13 protein-coding genes and 2 pseudogenes are annotated in these 16,216 nt (G+C 68.9%); 5 read left to right on the top strand and 10 right to left on the bottom strand.

What is annotated here, in order from left to right; all coding sequences use genetic code 11:
- Nucleotides 1-58: 58 nt before the first annotated feature.
- On the top strand, nucleotides 59-1,147 hold the full coding sequence (gene ychF, locus OG714_RS19305) for a redox-regulated ATPase YchF (protein ID WP_327401569.1): 1,089 nt from the start codon (nucleotides 59-61) through the stop codon (nucleotides 1,145-1,147).
- A gap of 149 nt (nucleotides 1,148-1,296) precedes the next feature.
- Here the strand turns inward: ychF and OG714_RS19300 are convergent, their stop codons facing one another.
- From OG714_RS19300 to OG714_RS19290, 3 genes are read right to left on the bottom strand one after another with little or no spacing between them, the layout of a single operon-like run.
- Nucleotides 1,297-1,647: a hypothetical protein gene (locus tag OG714_RS19300; protein ID WP_406122570.1), complete on the bottom strand. Its 351-nt coding sequence runs from the start codon at nucleotides 1,645-1,647 to the stop codon at nucleotides 1,297-1,299.
- Nucleotides 1,638-2,672 carry a hypothetical protein gene (locus OG714_RS19295; protein ID WP_406122568.1) on the bottom strand — a complete coding sequence of 345 codons (1,035 nt, stop codon included), beginning with the start codon at nucleotides 2,670-2,672 and terminating at the stop codon, nucleotides 1,638-1,640. The genes OG714_RS19300 and OG714_RS19295 overlap by 10 nt, the downstream gene beginning before the upstream one ends.
- A gap of 17 nt (nucleotides 2,673-2,689) precedes the next feature.
- Nucleotides 2,690-4,957: a glycoside hydrolase domain-containing protein gene (locus tag OG714_RS19290; protein WP_406122567.1), complete on the bottom strand. Its 2,268-nt coding sequence runs from the start codon at nucleotides 4,955-4,957 to the stop codon at nucleotides 2,690-2,692.
- A 364-nt stretch (nucleotides 4,958-5,321) separates the two neighbouring features.
- Here OG714_RS19290 and OG714_RS19285 point away from each other — a divergent pair, with 364 nt between their 5' ends.
- The 3 genes from OG714_RS19285 (at nucleotide 5,322) to OG714_RS19275 (ending at nucleotide 7,317) form a co-directional block, all read left to right on the top strand.
- Nucleotides 5,322-6,125, top strand: a complete 804-nt coding sequence (locus OG714_RS19285) for a BTAD domain-containing putative transcriptional regulator (protein ID WP_406122565.1) — start codon at nucleotides 5,322-5,324, stop codon at nucleotides 6,123-6,125.
- A 638-nt stretch (nucleotides 6,126-6,763) separates the two neighbouring features.
- On the top strand, nucleotides 6,764-7,099 hold the full coding sequence (locus OG714_RS19280; RefSeq protein WP_406122563.1) for a hypothetical protein: 336 nt from the start codon (nucleotides 6,764-6,766) through the stop codon (nucleotides 7,097-7,099).
- A 56-nt stretch (nucleotides 7,100-7,155) separates the two neighbouring features.
- Nucleotides 7,156-7,317: a hypothetical protein gene (locus tag OG714_RS19275; protein WP_406132248.1), complete on the top strand. Its 162-nt coding sequence runs from the start codon at nucleotides 7,156-7,158 to the stop codon at nucleotides 7,315-7,317.
- A 46-nt stretch (nucleotides 7,318-7,363) separates the two neighbouring features.
- On the opposite strand, the gene OG714_RS19270 is transcribed toward OG714_RS19275, so the two are convergent.
- From OG714_RS19270 to OG714_RS19245, 6 genes and pseudogenes are all read right to left on the bottom strand, one after another.
- Nucleotides 7,364-7,717 (bottom strand): hypothetical protein, encoded by a 354-nt coding sequence (locus OG714_RS19270; protein ID WP_406122561.1) that lies wholly within the window; start codon nucleotides 7,715-7,717, stop codon nucleotides 7,364-7,366.
- A 344-nt stretch (nucleotides 7,718-8,061) separates the two neighbouring features.
- Entirely contained in the window at nucleotides 8,062-8,721 is a 660-nt protein-coding gene (gene grpE, locus OG714_RS19265) for a nucleotide exchange factor GrpE (RefSeq protein WP_406122559.1), read from the bottom strand.
- Nucleotides 8,718-9,878, bottom strand: a complete 1,161-nt coding sequence (locus OG714_RS19260) for a tetratricopeptide repeat protein (RefSeq protein WP_406122557.1) — start codon at nucleotides 9,876-9,878, stop codon at nucleotides 8,718-8,720. Before OG714_RS19260 ends, grpE begins: the two co-directional genes overlap by 4 nt.
- A gap of 30 nt (nucleotides 9,879-9,908) precedes the next feature.
- Nucleotides 9,909-11,516 carry an Hsp70 family protein gene (locus OG714_RS19255; RefSeq protein ID WP_406122555.1) on the bottom strand — a complete coding sequence of 536 codons (1,608 nt, stop codon included), beginning with the start codon at nucleotides 11,514-11,516 and terminating at the stop codon, nucleotides 9,909-9,911.
- A 231-nt stretch (nucleotides 11,517-11,747) separates the two neighbouring features.
- Nucleotides 11,748-12,502, bottom strand: a pseudogene (locus OG714_RS19250) (SDR family oxidoreductase).
- 14 nt (nucleotides 12,503-12,516) lie between these two features.
- Nucleotides 12,517-14,040 (bottom strand): FAD-dependent monooxygenase, encoded by a 1,524-nt coding sequence (locus tag OG714_RS19245; RefSeq protein ID WP_406122553.1) that lies wholly within the window; start codon nucleotides 14,038-14,040, stop codon nucleotides 12,517-12,519.
- A 58-nt stretch (nucleotides 14,041-14,098) separates the two neighbouring features.
- Here OG714_RS19245 and OG714_RS19240 point away from each other — a divergent pair, with 58 nt between their 5' ends.
- Complete coding sequence (locus OG714_RS19240; protein WP_406122551.1) at nucleotides 14,099-14,710, top strand: TetR/AcrR family transcriptional regulator C-terminal domain-containing protein; 612 nt, start codon at nucleotides 14,099-14,101, stop codon at nucleotides 14,708-14,710.
- Nucleotides 14,711-14,763: 53 nt separating this feature from the next.
- On the opposite strand, the pseudogene OG714_RS19235 reads toward OG714_RS19240, so the two are convergent.
- A pseudogene (locus OG714_RS19235) lies at nucleotides 14,764-16,141 on the bottom strand (M14 family zinc carboxypeptidase).
- Nucleotides 16,142-16,216 lie beyond the last annotated feature (75 nt).

Below are 16,216 nucleotides of genomic sequence, written 5' to 3'. Positions count from 1 at the left end.
CGGCCCCAGCCGGTCCCCTCCACTGCTCTCACGCCACTCACGTACGGGAAGTCGCAACGTGTCGCTCACGATCGGAATCGTCGGTCTGCCGAATGTCGGCAAGTCGACCCTGTTCAACGCCCTGACCAAGAACGACGTGCTGGCGGCCAACTACCCGTTCGCCACGATCGAGCCGAACGTCGGCGTGGTCGGCGTCCCCGACGCGCGCCTGACGAAACTGGCCGAGATCTTCTCCTCGCAGAAGATCCTCCCGGCGACGGTCGACTTCGTCGACATCGCGGGCATCGTGAAGGGCGCGTCGGAGGGCGAGGGGCTGGGCAACAAGTTCCTCGCGAACATCCGTGAGTCCGACGCGATCTGCCAGGTCATCCGCGCCTTCAAGGACGAGAACGTCGTCCACGTCGACGGCAAGGTCTCGCCCAAGGACGACATCGAGACGATCAACACCGAGCTGATCCTCGCCGACCTCCAGACCATCGAGAAGGTCCTGCCGCGCCTCCAGCGGGAGTCGCGCATCAAGAAGGACATCGGCCCGAAGGTCGCGGCGGTCGAGGCGGCGCAGGAGATCCTGGAGAAGGGCGACACCCTCTTCTCGCAGGGCATCGTCCAGGGCTCCGGCAACGAGGAACTCCTCCACGACCTGCACCTGCTGACGACCAAGCCCTTCCTCTACGTCTTCAACGTCGACGAGGACGAGCTGGTGGACGAGGACTTCAAGACCGAACAGCGCGCCCTGGTCGCCCCCGCCGAGGCGATCTTCCTCAACGCCAAGCTGGAGGCGGACCTCGCCGAGCTCGACGAGGAGGAGGCGATGGAGCTCCTGGAGTCGGTCGGCGTCGAGGAGCCCGGCATGACGACCCTGGCCCGCGTCGGCTTCGACACCCTGGGCCTCCAGACCTACCTCACGGCAGGTCCCAAGGAATCCCGCGCCTGGACCATCAAGAAGGGCGCCACCGCCCCCGAGGCCGCCGGCGTCATCCACACCGACTTCCAGAAGGGCTTCATCAAGGCGGAGGTCATCTCCTTCGCCGACCTGGTGGAGACGGGGTCGGTGGCGGAGGCCCGGGCCAAGGGGAAGGCCCGTATGGAGGGCAAGGACTATGTGATGCAGGACGGGGATGTGGTGGAGTTCAGGTTCAACGTGTGATCGTTCGTTCTCTGCATGTGAGCCATTGGGTCAAGCGTGCGCTTCGGAAAGGGCCGGGCTCTGTCGAGCCCGGCCCTTTGCTGGACGGAGACGAGAGCACCTCCGCCGTGCCGTCGCGGTCGGCGCGGTGGCACCGTGCCTCGGTCACGTCAGCCGGGTGATTCCGCGGAGGCCGTCCCTCGACGATCGAACCAGAGCGCTATTTCGGCCACGGTGGTCACGATCAGCAGCGCCAGGCAGCATACGAAGCCGATCAGTCCGGCCTCCAGCCAGTAGATCCCACGCCAGTCCATGCACTCCAGGGCCGGTGAGCAGCCGACGGTTCCGGGGCTGATCTGCGGTCCCTTCTCGTGGTACCCGATGAGGAGGCAGGCCACCGATATGACGGTCGCGGCGGACAGCAGGCACCACCGGATCCGCCGAGTTCCCCACCACGACAGAATCCAGCCGACGATGGTCATCGTCGGCAGGATCCACACGTATCCACTGACTATTGCCACACGGCATCGGTCCGTGACATCGAGTTCCGGCCGGTCTGCCGTTGGGTGACGTGGTTGCCCGTGTCGATCAGCCCTATCAAGGGGTGCTTGATGGTCGGCAGATCGCCCGCCGGCTTCCGTGTCGTCACCTCCAGGCTCAGATCGAGCCGGTCACCGGACTTGAGCTTCACCGTTGTGCTCCACTTGGTTTCGAACAGCGACCTGGTCCGGGTACGCGAAAGGAGTCGTACACCGGCGTCGTGCGCTGTGTGATTGAGCCGGGCGTCGGCGACTTTGACGTCGCTCACGATCTGGGGATCCAGCGCCACGGAGAAGGACGCGGTCGCGGGGGCGGGGCCCGGTCCGACGCTTTGCACCGTAACCTGCACCGGATAGTAGTACCACCGCTTTCCGTTCCCCCACTCGTGGCGGCCCCAGACACCGCTGACCTCAAGGCCCCATGGTGTGGCGACGCCGCCGAACGTGCTCGGCCGGTGCGGCTGGAGGCTCTGCCGACCGCTCGCCTTCGCGTTCTTCCGGCTCACGGCGGCGGTCGAGTCCGCGGGCCCGACGACGAGATCGCGCGGATAGAGCACGGGGTAGGCGGTTCCCACGACAACCACCGGATCACTGCCCGCGGCGACGGTTTCGGCCAGGGTGACCGTGCAGGTCGCCAGTGTCGTCCTGGGGTCGGTGGTGATCGTGCTCGTCGTGCGCAGCCGGCGGTCGTCGACGGTGGCCACCGCGGCGGGCAGCGGGGAGTAGAGCCGAGGGTCGTAGGTGACGGTCACTTCGGTCCCGGCCGGAAGATTCGTCCCCGCGTGCTGGACCTGTACGGCCAACTGTCTGGGGAACGCCGCCGGTTGGACACCGACGCCGGGAAGGACCGCGACCGGGCTCGCGCCGACCGGCACCAGCACTACGTCCGAGGCCGCGGAATCGGCCCACGCCGGTCCGCCCAGACCGGCGACGGTGATGGTGGCGACGCCCAGTGTCAGACCTCCAAGGGCCAGGACCTGTCGACGGGTGACCTTCGGATCGTTCATGTCACGTCCTCGATTCGTCATGAGCAGTACTGGAGGATGGCGTCGCGGAATGCCGTCGCCACACCACCGATCGCGTCGGCGGACATGAATTCAGGAGAGGGGCAGGTCACCGATCCGAACTGGTCGTACCAGAAGGCTCCGCGGATGACGGCCATCTCGTCGGTGCCGCGGACCATCGCGTTCACGGCCGCCGTTCCCAAGGTGTCGGACGAACTGCCGAACCGGAGCGCGTAGAACGCCTTGCGTCGTGCGACGGAAGCGGCCGACGACGCGTAGTTCGCCTTGAACGCCGCGGACAGCGTCTGGCTTGAGTCCTGCAAGGCGCCGTGGCCCAGGATCCACGCGTCGATGTCGGCGAGGACATCGGCAAGCGAGAAGTAGGTGCCCTCACCTTTGGCGCCGATCAGGCCGGCGGCGTAGTCGTATGCCTGGTCGGCGGACAGCCCGCTCTGGTGGAACTGCCCCAGCACACTGACGAGATCGCCGCCCCAGGTCCCGAAGTCCGCCAGGTTGGCCGATGTGAGGTCGTCATCGAGACCGGTGGTGATGACGGCGCCGTACGACGCGCCGAAGTGGGCGACGTCGGAATCCCACAGCAGGTCGGGGTCGCGCAGCGGGCTCGCGAACGGCTCGTCGGGATAGGCGTTCACGAAGTCGACGAAGTCCTGGTCGAGCGAGCCGAAGGTGGTGTCGGCGCCCGTGAACTTGTAGAGCCCGTCGCGTGCCCGGAGGTACTGCGCGACCAGTTCGGACGCGGACCGGGAGGTGTGCCCCTGATCGATCCACTGGCCGGCCCTGGCTTCGAGCCAGATCAGATAGGTGTAGAAGCCGTCGTTGGGATCGCGCGGCCGGGTCACGCTGTCGACGCCCAGATCCCGGCCCGAGACGATGTCGTTGTCGATCTCCACCGCGCCGCTGGTGCCGGGTGCCAGCGTGAAGTCCTTGATCTGGTCGAAGGCCCAGTTGTCCGGGAGCGGGTAGCCGAGATTGCCGCTGTAGCCGGTCGACATGCCGCTGACGAAGCTCCGGGTGGTGAGGCCTTCGGCCGCCAGCCGGATACAGGTGTTCCGGCACCCGTACACACCGATCGCGTACAGGCTGCCGTACGCGCCCACCCCGTCGTTGATGCCCTGGAAGTGCGGGATGATCACGCTGGTGATGTCCGCGTCGGTCGCGTCGAAGTCGACCGAGAAGTAGATGACCGTGCCGTAGGGGATACCGAAGTCCATCGCGGCTCCAGCCGCGTCGTTTCCGGCCGCGACCCCCAGTTCGGGGCCGAAGTCGGTGATCACGTTGCCCTCGTCCTGATAGATCGGGAAGAGGGACAGGCCGTTGTCGAAGATGAGCGCGATCTCGGAGTTGGTCAGCACCTTGCTCGTGCCGCCGATGAGGTAGCGGCCGACTATCGAGTACCCGTTGTCCTTCACCGTCTGGACCGTCGTCGCGTTCAGCGGATACATGCAGTCGAACGCGGTGCCCTTGCGGTCCGGGTCCCCGGTCGACACCAGCAGCGACATCCATGTCTCGTAGTCGGCGGCGCCGTTGGCGTCCAGCGAGCAGAACTGCTGGAAACGCATCACCGTGTAGGCCAGGTCGGAACCGAACGTGCCGCCGCCGTCCCCCCAGTGCGCGTCGAAGTTGTTGAACGTGAGGGCACACTGGAACAACCGGACCCAGCCGGCCGACCCCGAGTCCTGTGAGCCGCTGGACACATAGGAGACCGTCTTGAGCGCCCCTTCGGTGGTCGGTCCGATGGCACCCGTCACCTGACTGTCCGTCAGGCCCATCTGGTACTGGATGCCCAGTACCAGGGCCTGCTGGACATTGCGGGAGAAGTGCCCGTCGCACGGTCCGATGAAGAACTGGCCCTTCTGGTAGTACGCGTCGTTGAGCCACTGCTGGCAGGTCCGGATCGTGTCGGAGCCGCCGGCCGTTATCACGTACGCGTCCATGGTCAGCAGTGCTTTGAAGACCTTCGGGTCCACGTCGTAGATTTGGGAGTCGGCGGGCGGAACCTGCAGACCCATGTCCGCGACCAGCGCGGTCAGGCCGCTGCCGGTGTCCACGTTGAAGCCGCCGTCGATGTCGCCGCCGCTGTAGCCCTTGCAGTAGAGGGCCGCCTCTGCGATGGTCCGCATGTTTATGTTGGCGGAATCCCGCCCGACCGGGCCGTACGCGTTGAGATCCGCCCATGTCGTCGGCCCGAAGTTGTCGGACAGTGTGGTGATGCCGAGTTCGTGCTGGAGTGCCCGGGTGAGGCAGTAGATCGTCTCCCAGCCGGTCATTCCGTTCTCGGTGCACGGGTTGTAACCGGATATTCCTGTGTATGTTGCATTGACCCATTGCTGGGCTTTGAGAACCATTTGATCCACAGGGTGGCCCTTCTTGGTTCCAGCGAGCCGGATGGCCAAGAAGATGTCAGGTCGCTCCATCGCCTCCCCATCACCGCTCCATCACCAGGTCATCGCCGGGCCGCAGGGAGCGGATGTACATGCGGTCCCCCAAGGCGGCCCCAAAGAGCCATAAAGAGTCGTGCTCAGGCGCAACAAAGGAGTCTGCGGCGCCTACACTTTCAAACGTATGGCAGCGGCTTCCTGTTGGTTTTGTGCGAATCTCCTTGCCTCCGTCTTTTATTGGAAGGGATGGTCGATGCCCGACTTCGGGATTCTCGGGCAACCGTATGCCGAGCCCCTCCGGTCCAGCATCGGCGTTAATCGCAGGCGTGAATGGATCATTCTTTCCGCCTTGATGACGCGACCCAACGCATTTATTTCCACGAATGCGCTCATCGACGCGATGTGGGATACCGGCCCGCCGCGGACGGCACGCGAGCAGGTGATGAACTGCCTTGGCTCCATTCGGCGGGCGATCACGGCATCGGGCGCCTCCGACATGTGTCTCGACCGGGTCCGGGACGGGTGCGTGTTCGGCATCGACGCCGAACGGATCGACCACGTCGTGTTCTCCCGGCTCCATGTCGAGGCGGAGTCGGCGAAGGCGCTCGGGCGGGTCGAGTCCAGCCTCGGCCTGTACGAGCGCGCGCTGGCGCTGTGGCGTGGCGGCGTGTACGACGGGCTCGATGTACCGAGTCTCGCCTCGCACACGGCGGCGCTGGAGGAGCAGCAGGCGATCGCGGCCGAGGAATACTTCGCCCTGTCGATCGCGACCGGTCGCGGCAGCGGGGTGATTCCGCGCCTTCTGCGGCACGTCGGGGAGCATCCGCTCCGGGAGCGCGGAGTCGCCCTTCTGATGTCGGCGTTGCACGGCGAGGGCCGAACCCATGACGCTTACGCGGTGTACGCGAGCCTTGCCCGTCGGTTGGGGGAGGGACTCGCGGTCGGGCCGGGCCGCGAGGTTCGCCAGGCCCTGGACGCGATCCTCAACGGCACGGTTCCGCTCCCCGCTCCCAGGACTGACGCGTTTTCGGATGCCGAGATGAGCGCTCCGTCCTGAGATGGTGGTTCTTGGATGTTTGCTTCGATGGGCACCGGGGGGCGACTCCGCATGGTCAGGGTTGCCGGGACCGAAGAGCACGAGATGAGGCCGCAGCCGGGGTTGATCCCCCTGATCGGTGTCCTCCACGCCACCGGAGGTGTGCCGACCGGCCGTGCCCGTCGGCCGACCTGCCGGAGACTTCTTCGCACCGCGCCGGCGCGGCTGGACGTGCTGGACCAGTCCCACGGTGCTGGATCGGCGCTGGATGCGATCACTCGAACGTCGATGGTCTGGCAGCTGTGCAGGTCAGAGAGGGTCCGGGTCTTCGGAGTCGGGCCCTTGGTTTTTCCCGTGCGGACGTTGCGCTGCTCGATGCGACGGGGGCGACGGGAACTCCACCCACGCCTTTTTCAGGGCTCTGGGGTCCTGCGCAGATCTGGGCCGTGGCACTTTTCCTACTCGTTTGACGCAATCGGGTTATGGCCGAGACGACGTACAGCATCGCCCGGCTCGACCTCGGCCTGGGGGTTGAGGACGCGGAAGCCGACGGGTGACCTGCCGGCCGGCAAGCACCCCACCGTAGGGTTGATCGACATGGGCAACCACATCACCCAGCGGCAGACCGGCCTCACCTCGATGTCGCGGAGCGATTCACAGTGGGCATAGTCCCCGGTTACGTGTTCGTCCTGCCGGCGGTGATCGTCGTGGGATGGATCCTGTCGTGGTGGGGCGCCCGGCGGATCCGGTGGGTCCTGCTGTCCGCCGCGGCCGTCGTCTCCGTGCTCTGCGTCGTCATCGGCTGGCTCGCGATGGGGCCGCCGGCGGACCCGGGGACCGTCAACTGCTCGTCCAGTTGGGCGTGCACGGACCCGGGTTCGCTCTACGTGGTCGCGGCCGGGCTGCTCGGTTTCGGATGCTGTGCGGTGCTGGTGATCCTCGCGCTCGTGGGCGAGGTGATTCTGGTGTGGAGGGGACGCCGAGTCTCCAACTGACGGTCCGGCGGCGGCCGTTGTCGGCTGGGTCCTGTCGTGGGGAGCACGTGGATGCGGTGGAGTCCGCTGTCCGCCGGGGCCTCATCTCCGTGCTCTCTTTCGTCGGGGGCCCACGTGTCGCCGCCGAGCTCACGCTCTCCGGGTACGTCAACACCGCCACCGGACGTCGAGCCCACACCGAACGCCGCCGCGTCCTCTCCCTCTATGCCATCACCTGATCAACCGGACGTCCGAGGCAAACGCCGGGGCCCTGGGGCGTTGGGGTCACGCTTCCTTTGAGGGCAGGCCCGGTGAGTCCGCGGAGGCCCGGGTTTCGACCCGGTTGACGATCTCGGCCACGATCGTCGGGATCAGCAACAGCACGCAGCACACGAAGCCGAACAGTCCGGTCTCCAGCCAGAAGACCGGACGCGCATTCATGCACTGGACCTGTTCGCGGGTGCAGCCGCTGTCCGGGCTGAATGGCGGCACCGGCAGGTGGAACCCCGTGACGACGAAGAGCACGGAGACGACGGCCCCGGTGGGCAGCAGAGTCCACCGGATCCACCGCTGGCCCCACCACGACAGGATCCAGGCGGCGGCGATCACCGCGGGCAGGATCCACACATAGACGCTCATGCCCACACGGCGTCGGTTCGCGACATCGAGTTCTGGCCGGTCTGCCGTTGGGTGGCGTGGTTGCCCATGTCGACCGACCCTACCGAGGGGTGCTTGATCGTCTGGAGATCCCCCTCAACGCAGATCGAGCCGGTCACCGGACTTGGTGCTGACATCCCGCACGACCTGGGGATCCAGTGCGACGGAAGCGGATAGAGCACGCGGTACGCGGTACGCGGGCGTTGGCCCGGCCTGTCCCAAGTTGCCGCGGCCGCCGCCTCGACGACAGCGGTCACCGGGCCTCGCCGTTCAGCGGAGTCGACGCCCGTGAGCAAGAGCGTGGACGGTGCTCGTCCAGCCCCCGCTCACCGCTCGGTGTAGACGCGGACCTGTTGCGGTCGCACGATGCGGGTGTCCATCCGGTAGCCGTGTCGGACCACTTCGGCGACCTCTCCGTCCTGTTCCGGCGAGAGCGCGGCGAGCGCTCCGACGGCCTCCTGCGTATCGGGGTCGAACGGGCTGCGGGTGACGGGGATGCGGGTCATGCCGTACTTCTCCAGGAGGGCGAGCAGCTCCCCCGCGACGGAGCCGACGAGGGCGTCGTCCTGTGCGGCCTGCCGTTCGATCCGGTCGACGAGGAGGACGAGGTCGTAGAGGAGTGGCTGTACGACGCGGCCTTCGGCGGCCTGGTGCGCGTGGTCGAGTTCAGCGAGCAGTCCGTCGAGACTTCGGCGGACCTCCCGGTCGTTGAGCAGCCGGCGGCGGAACTGGTCGCCGAGGGCGGCCAGTTCGTCGCGCATGCCGTCGACCGCGTCGGCCACGACGGCGAACGGGTCGGGCTGCGCCGCCGCCGGGGCGGGCTGCGCCACCGGGCCGGGCGGTGGTTCGGCCGGTTCCACGGGCTGGGGGAATGGCGGTGCCTCCGGCCGGGGGAAGGGCAGTGCCTCGGGCTGGGGGACGGGCGGTGTCTCCGGCTGAGGGGCGGGTGTTGCCTCCGGCTGGGGTACGTGCGGTGGAGTGGTCATGAGAATCTCCTGGTCTGCGGCCTTAGGTGCGGGGGCAGGTCGTTGTAGGCGTGCTGCCAGCGCGGTTTGACTCCCATCACGATCGGCAGCAAGAGGAATCCGGCTACGGCCAGCACGGTCAGCGTCGTCGACACCCACGTCAACATGAGGCAGATGCCCATGATCACGGCCATGCTCTTGTGCCAGCGCCAGGTCTTGGCCGGTGCGATGTCGGCTTCCACCCGGTAGTCGTTCAGGCGGGCGGTGAGCCCGGGGTCCGAGATGCCGACGGCCAGCGCCTGGTCCACGCAGTGCGTGACCATCGAGACGCTGCTCTCCGAGGCGATGACGTACCGCTGTCTGACGGGGTGCCAGACCATGGCGCCCTCGGCGCGCAGTGACCAGATCCGGCCGATCTGGTCGCGGACGGCCGGGTCGCCGGACCGCTGCGCCAGGGCCTGCTCGTAGTTGCTCAGCGCCTCGTCGTAACGCTTCGCCTGGTAAAGGCTGTTGGCGGCGGTGACCCGCATGTCGGTGTCGTCGGGCGCGAGTCGGGCTGCCGCCAGATGCCAGTTGGCGGCGGTGGTGGGGTTGCCGAGTTGCTCGTGCACCTGGGCGATCAGGGTGTGGGTGAGCGCGTCGCGGGGGTGCAGCGCGAGGGCCCGCTGGAACTCCTGCAACGCGTCGTTCCACCGACCCTGGGCGGCGTGGACGGCACCGAGCAGGCGCCAGGCGTCGCCGTTGCCGTCGTCGTAGTGCACGGCCTGCCGCAGTTCGTACAGCGCGCCCTCGGTGTTGCCCTGGTCGATCAGACTGCGGGCGTGTCCCACCCAGTCCCGGCCGCCCAGGGTGGGTTGCAGGTGCGGCTGGGTCTGTGGGTGCGGCTGCGTCCGTGGTCCGGGTGTCGGTTCCGGTGTGCGCGGGCGCTGCCGTGCCTGGTCCAGCCTGAGGTGGTAGGCGTGGCGCTGGGCGGGGCTGTCTAGCAGGTCCTTCCGTGCCCGGGCGATCAGCGCCACCTTGTCCTCGGCCTCCCGCCGCTTCGTGGCGTCGGGGGCCCGGCTGGCCCGGCTCGACCAGGTGCGGAACGACCGGTCGAGCTTCTCCTTCACCGTGTCCGCGGACGCGGACCGGTCGATGCCGAACTCCGCGTAGTAGTCGGGTATGTCCTCGGTCGTCATCGCTGCCGGCTCCCGCTGGAGGGTCGGGACCTAGAGGGTCGGGATGCGGGCGACACGGTCACCGAGCTCGGCCAGCTCGGCGGCGTTCAGGTTGTCGGGGCGTTCGAGCTCGAACTCGCCGAGCCACTTGCCCGTCGTGACGTCCTTCACCTCGACGTGGATGACACCGTCCACGTCGTAGGAGTACGACACCTCGAACGGCGCGCCCTTGGGGTACCGAGGGATGTCGAGGGTGCCCTCCCCGGCCGTCTTCACGTACTCCAGGTCCTCGTCGTCCCCCTCCGTCACCTGGACCCTGAGCCGGTTCTGCTGGTCGACGAGGGTGTGGAAGGTGTCGCTCTTCTTGGCCGGGACGGGTGTGTTGTGCGGGATGATCACCGCGTTGTACTGGAGGTCGTGGTCCTCTATGCGGGTCGCGATCATGCCGAGCGACTGCGAGGTGACGTCGCGGATGGACTTCACCTTCCCCTTGGTGAGGCGGGCCAGGCCGTCACCGGGGGCGGAGTCGACGGTCGCCCCGCTGCCGACGTACTTCCGCTTCTCCTGCGCCTCCTCGGCACGCACCGCCGCGTCCAGCCCGATCAGCGCGGCGCCGAGCGCGACCACCTCGTCCTGGGCGATGCCGCGCTCCGGCTCTCTCCCGGCGAGCCGCTGGATCAGGTCCTGCACCATGGGCATCCGGGTGGAGCCGCCGACCAGCAGCAGCCGGTCGATGCCGGACCAGCCGAGCCCCGCCTCCTCCAGCACGCCCTCGGTGATGATGCGGGTGCGGTCGAGCAGTTCGGCGGTGATCTCCTCGAACTTCTCGCGGGTCACCCGGATCTGCTCGTGGCGGCCGCCCGCGGAGAGGACGACGACGGACTGCGGGGCGTTGGAGAGGGTCCGCTTCGCGATCTCCGCCTTGTCGCGCAACTCGGCCTGTAGCGCGCTGTCCTCGGTGAGGTCCGGACCGCCCGCGGCCACGAAGGCGCCGTTGAGGTAGTTCATCAGCGCGCCGTCCCAGTCGAAGCCGCCGAGGTTGCGGTCCCCGTCGGTGGCGATCACCGTGTAGTCGCCGTCCTCGACCCGCATGACGGTGACGTCGAAGGTGCCGCCGCCCAGGTCGTAGACGAGCACGGTGCCGATGTCCGCGGCGCCCTCGCCGTCCTCGGACGCCTGGTCGAGGCCGTAGGCGAGCGCGGCCGCGGTGGGTTCGTTGACGATGCGCAGCACCTCGAGACCGGCGAGCCGCCCGGCGTCCTGCGTCGCCTTGCGCCGGACGTCGTCGAAGTACGCGGGCACGGTGATGACCGCCTGCTCGACGGGCTCGCCGAGCATCATCTCGGCGTCCTCCTTGAGGCGTTTGAGCAGCAGGGCGGAGATCTCCTCGGGGCGGTACGGCGTACCGGACTCCGAGTGGTAGACGGGGTTGGCGTCCCCCATGTAGCGCTTGACGAACTGCACCACGTGGTCGGGAGCCGTGGCCGCGGACCGCTTCGCCTGGGAACCGACGACGACGGTGTCGCCCTGGAACATCACCACGGACGGGGTGATGTTCTCGCCTTCCCGGTTGCGGACGATGGACGGCCTTCCCGAACGGTCCGCCACCGCCACCGCGCAGTACGTGGTCCCGAGGTCGATGCCTACAACACGCGTCACCGCTCATTCCCCCTTATGTGAGCAGAACTGCCGACAATCCCAATTGTGCTCATTCCGGGGTCCGTTGGCTGCTTTTCGGCAAGAACCGTTTGACGGTTTTCGGCCGGTCCGGAGTGCGGAGTCCGCCTCCGGCCCGGCTTCGGCGCGGGCGTACCCCCTACCGGGCAGGCGTACGCCACGGGGCGCGGGGAACCGAACAAGCGCCCCCCCGCGTCCCGTGCGTGCACGCCGTCAGAAGCCGCGCCGGGCCCCGCCGTCCACCGACACCATCACTCCGGTGACGTACGACGCCGCCGGTGACAGTACGAACGCGCCCGCCCGCCCGAACTCCTCCGGCGTCCCGTACCGCCGCAGCGGAATCGCCGACTCGTTGGCGGCCCGCCGGGCGTCGGGGTCGGGGGAGAGGCCGTCCAGCTCGCGCATCCGGGCCGTGGCGATGCGGCCCGGGAGGAGGCCTACGACGCGGATTCCGCGGGGGCCCAGTTCGTCCGCAAGGGACTTCGCGAAGCCGGCCAGGCCGGGGCGCAGGCCGTTCGAGATGGCCATGCCCGGGGCCGGTTCGTGGGTCGTGCCGGAGAGGACGAGGCCGATGGTGCCGCCGGGCCGCAACTCCCCGCCGCCGCTCGGGCCAGTCGTACCGCGCCCAGGAACACCGACTCGAACGCCGCCTGCCACTGTTCGTCGGTGGTGGCCGCCACGTCGCCCGCGGGCGGGCCGCCGACGCTGACGAGGACGCCGTCGAAGCCGCCGAACAACTCCCTTGCGGTGGCGATCAGTTGACGTGGTGCCCGGGGGTCGGAGTTGTCCACGGCGACTCCGGCCGCGTTCGGTCCCAGCTCGGCCGCGGCCTCCGCCGCGCGCTTCTCGTCGCGGCCGGTGACGACCACCTTGGCGCCGTCGGCGACCAGTTCGCGGGCGACGGCGTAGCCCAGTCCGCGCGTGCCGCCGGTGAGGACGTACACCCTGTCCTTCAGTCCGAGATCCATGGGTCCGGTCCTTCCTAGAGGCCGAGGGCCGTGGTGAGGGCCGCGTCCACCCGCGCCGCCAGCTTCGTGTCGTCCTCCTCCGTCCACGCCCACGTGACATGTCCGTCGGGGCGGACCAGGGCGGCGCGTACGTCCGACCACGCGGGCCGCGTGCGGTTGGGTGCCCCGGCGTGCACGGTGATCCGCTGCCGGGCGCGGTCGGCGAGCGCGCCGTCGGGCGTGAAGTCGAGCAGGACGTACGAGTCCGCCCGCAGCGCGCCGAACAGGGTGCCGTCCGTGTCCACGAGGGGGAGGTCGGGGGCACGGGTGCCGGTCACCGGGTGGGCCGCGGGGTCGGTGCTCGGGTAGGCGACGTCCAGGGCGGTCAGGCGGCCCGCCAGTACGTCGCTGAACTCCCGTGACTCGGGGATCATCCGGCTCAGCAGGTCGCGCAGGGCCAGGCCCTCGGGTGCGAAGGCCTGGAACAGGTAGGTCTGCGCGCGGCTGTGCTCCATCAGCTGCTCGCCGACCAGGTGGCGGTCGGTGTGGTAGCTGTCCAGCAGGCCCTCCGAGGCCCAGCCGTCGATCGTCGCGGCCAGCTTCCAGCCGAGGTTGAAGGCATCCTGGAAACCGACGTTCATGCCGACGCCGCCGGTGGGGAAGTGCTGGTGGGCGGCGTCGCCCGCGAGGACGACGCGGCCACGCCGGTAGTGGGTGGCCAGCCGGGTGGCGTTGCCGTAGCGGGAGAGCCAGGACGGGTCGCGCATGCCGAAGTCGTCGCCGGCGATGTCGACGACCTTCTGCCGCAGTTCGTCCATCGTGAAGTCGCCGGGCCACTCGGTGGTCTCGCTGTCGGGGCTGGTGCCGGCGATGCGCCACCGATTGTCGGGCAGGGGCACGATCATCAGGCCGCCGCGCTCGGTGAAGCGGTTGAAGCCGGGCGCGGGCGGGTTGTCGAAGAGGACGTCGCCGAGCCAGCCGAGGTAGCGGGAGTCCGTGCCGGGGAAGCCGATGCCGGCCGCCTCGCGCACGGTGCTCCGGGTGCCGTCGCAGCCCGCGATGTACTCGGCCTCGATCGCGTACGGCCCCTCCGGCCCCTCGACCTGGACGGTCACCGAGTCCGCGTCCTCGGTGAAGCCCGTGACGCGATGCCCGCGCCGGATGGTGGCGCCGAGTCCGCGGGCGTACTCCTCGAAGAGCGCCTCGGTGCGGGCCTGGGGGATGAAGAGGGTGTACGGGAACGGGGTGTCCAGGACGGAGAAGTCGAGCCGGTTGGACAGGTTGGCGAAGTGGCCGGTGGAGATCTTCAGGCTCTCGTCGAGGAAGCGCTGGTGGATACCGCGGGAGGCCAGCACCTCGACGCCGCGCGGGTGCACGGTGAGCGCCTTGGAGCGGTCGTCGATCTCGGTGCGGATCTCCAGGACGGTGACGGAGATGTCGTTCAGCCGGAGTTCGGCGGCCAGCCAGAGGCCGACGGGGCCGCCTCCGGCGATGACGACCTGCGCTGTTTCCGTCCGCTGTGCTGCCACCCGCTCTGCCGCCACTCGCTGTGCTGCCATGAGATCACCCATTTCTTGGTCGCTGACCTAGAGTCTTCGGGTGCAGTAAACTAGGTCAGTGACCAACAAGCAACAGAGCGACCGACTGGATCCGGCCGCGGTGATCCGCGCGGGGTTGGACCTCCTGGACGAGAAGGGCCTGGACGCGGTGTCCACGCGCGCTGTCGCCGACCGGCTCGGCGTGCGGATCAACACCGTGCAGTGGCATGTGAAGACCAAGGCCCGGATGCTGGAGCTGATGGCGGACGCCGTACTCGGCGAGATCCCGCTCACCGGCCTGCCGGAGGTCCCCGCCGAACGGGCCCGCGAACTGGCCCGCCGGTTCCGCCGAGCCCTGCTGTCCCATCGCGACGGCGCGGCACTCGTGGTCGGCACGTACGCCGCCGAGCCCATGACCCTGTCCTACGCGGAGAGCCTGGTCGAGGCGCTGCTCGCGTGCGGCCTGGGCGACCGCGAGGCAGCGTGGACCTCGTGGGCCGTCGTCTACTTCGCGCTGGGGCTCACGCAGGAGGAACAGGCCGTGGATCACCGGCCGTTGGGCGACATCCTGGCGCGGGCGATCTCCGAGACGACCCATCCCGCGCTCCACCGCGTGGCGGGACATCTCGCGCCGGCGTCGTTCGAGGAGCGGTTCGAGTTCGGGGTGGACGCGCTGCTCGCCCGGCGGTGAGGAGCGCGCCGCCAAGCACGGTCACCCTGGGTCCGTCGGGGTCCGTCACGTGGTCAGCGGAGGGACTTCAACGCGCTCTCGGCACCGGCCAGGACGGTACGTGCCTGGTGTTCCACCTGGTCGTGGACCGGTACCCAGCGCACCCGCAGGGCCTCTTCGGCGTCCGCGCACCACGCGGTGAAGAGCTCGTCCAACTCCCGGTACAGCGCCGGGGCGGCCTGGTCGTCGGATGCCTCCAGGAGCCGTAGCAGAAGGCCTGCCGCGCGGATCGGCTGGCGGCGGGCGACGATGTTCAGGGCCGAGACCTGGGCCGTCGTCAGTCGCCGCGGGTCGTCGCCGGCCGACGCGGCGGCGGCCTGGCGGGCCAGCGGTTGCCAGGACTCGGCGACCATGTCGTAGAGGCCGTCGGCCATGCACTTCAGCACGCGTCTGAGCGGGTCGTGCCCGGGCGGTGGCAGGAAGGCGCGTGCCCTTTCGAGTACGGCGGTCACTTGGCGGCCGCCGTCCCGGACCAGCGCGGGGCCAGGTCGCGCAGAGCGTGTCCGGCGTCCGGGTACGGGGACAGGTCCTCGGCCAAGTCGCTTGCTCACATGGGGACTTCGACGATCGCGGTGACTCCGCCGTACCGCAGGGGTGCGCACCAGGTGGACGCCCCGATGTTCTCCGAACCGGCCGCCAGGCGTGCGGTGTCGTCCGGCGGGGGCAGGACATGGACCGCGGGGCTGGGGTTGTCCCAGTACAGGGCGTCGTACGTGCCGTGTCGGAGGGGATGCCGAGTTCCGCGGCGGACGCGTGGAAGGGGGCGGCCGGTTCGGGGAGGTCGCGGGTCAACTGGACCCAGCTGCCGCCGATATCGGTGCTGTGCAGGGAGCACTGGATGAAGGGGCGCAGGTCGTCGATGACCTCGAACAGCGCCCGGCTCTCCGGGAGTTGGCGCGAGACGATCGGTGCCCATTCCGGCTGCTCGGCGGCGATCGGGCGGTAGGTGGTGCGGTAGTAGCCGCGCAGGGTGGGTGCGGGTGCGGGTGCGGGTGCGGGTGCGGCCGTGGTCGGCGCTCCCTCCGCTCCGGCCTCGCTCACGGCCGCGCCGTCCGGGTCGAGGCACAGGACGATGTCCCAGGTGACGATCGCGGGGTCGGTCGCCGCGAACAGCCGTTCCCCGCGCGCCACTTGCTCCGCCAGGACGAGCGCGGTCGTGCCGCCGACCGGCTCGTCGGGGTGTGGTCCGGCGACCACGAGAACGTGGCGCGATCCGTGCCCCACGGACAGCAGCAGGATCGGACGGCCCGCGCGGGACCTCCCGATCCGGCGAAGTCGGCTGGCTTCGGGATGTCTGGACACCAACCGCCGGGCGGACCGGGTGACTTCGGCGACCGTGGGATAGCGGTTCGTATGATCGGGGAATTCTTCGAAACATTCGGGCGAAAACATTCGACGGTCGGATCTTGATTGTCGACGATCCATGGGCGACCTCCTGGCGTGAATCGTTCAATTGAGCTTCTGAGC

Origin of the sequence: Streptomyces sp. NBC_00989 (genome assembly GCF_045162655.1) — a bacterium.
GTDB lineage: Bacteria > Actinomycetota > Actinomycetes > Streptomycetales > Streptomycetaceae > Streptomyces.
This window is presented reverse-complemented; position numbering and strand designations above follow the sequence as displayed.

Excerpts from the sequence above, each read along its gene's own strand:
- OG714_RS19245 (WP_406122553.1), bottom strand. The coding sequence starts at position 14,040 with ATGGCAGCACAGCGAGTGGCGGCAGAGCGGGTGGCAGCACAGCGGACG.
- OG714_RS19260 (WP_406122557.1), bottom strand. The coding sequence starts at position 9,878 with ATGACGACCGAGGACATACCCGACTACTACGCGGAGTTCGGCATCGAC.
- OG714_RS19270 (WP_406122561.1), bottom strand. The coding sequence starts at position 7,717 with ATGAGCGTCTATGTGTGGATCCTGCCCGCGGTGATCGCCGCCGCCTGG.
- OG714_RS19290 (WP_406122567.1), bottom strand. The coding sequence starts at position 4,957 with ATGACCGGCTGGGAGACGATCTACTGCCTCACCCGGGCACTCCAGCAC.
- grpE (WP_406122559.1), bottom strand. The coding sequence starts at position 8,721 with ATGACCACTCCACCGCACGTACCCCAGCCGGAGGCAACACCCGCCCCT.
- OG714_RS19295 (WP_406122568.1), bottom strand. The coding sequence starts at position 2,672 with ATGAACGATCCGAAGGTCACCCGTCGACAGGTCCTGGCCCTTGGAGGT.
- OG714_RS19285 (WP_406122565.1), top strand. The coding sequence starts at position 5,322 with ATGCCCGACTTCGGGATTCTCGGGCAACCGTATGCCGAGCCCCTCCGG.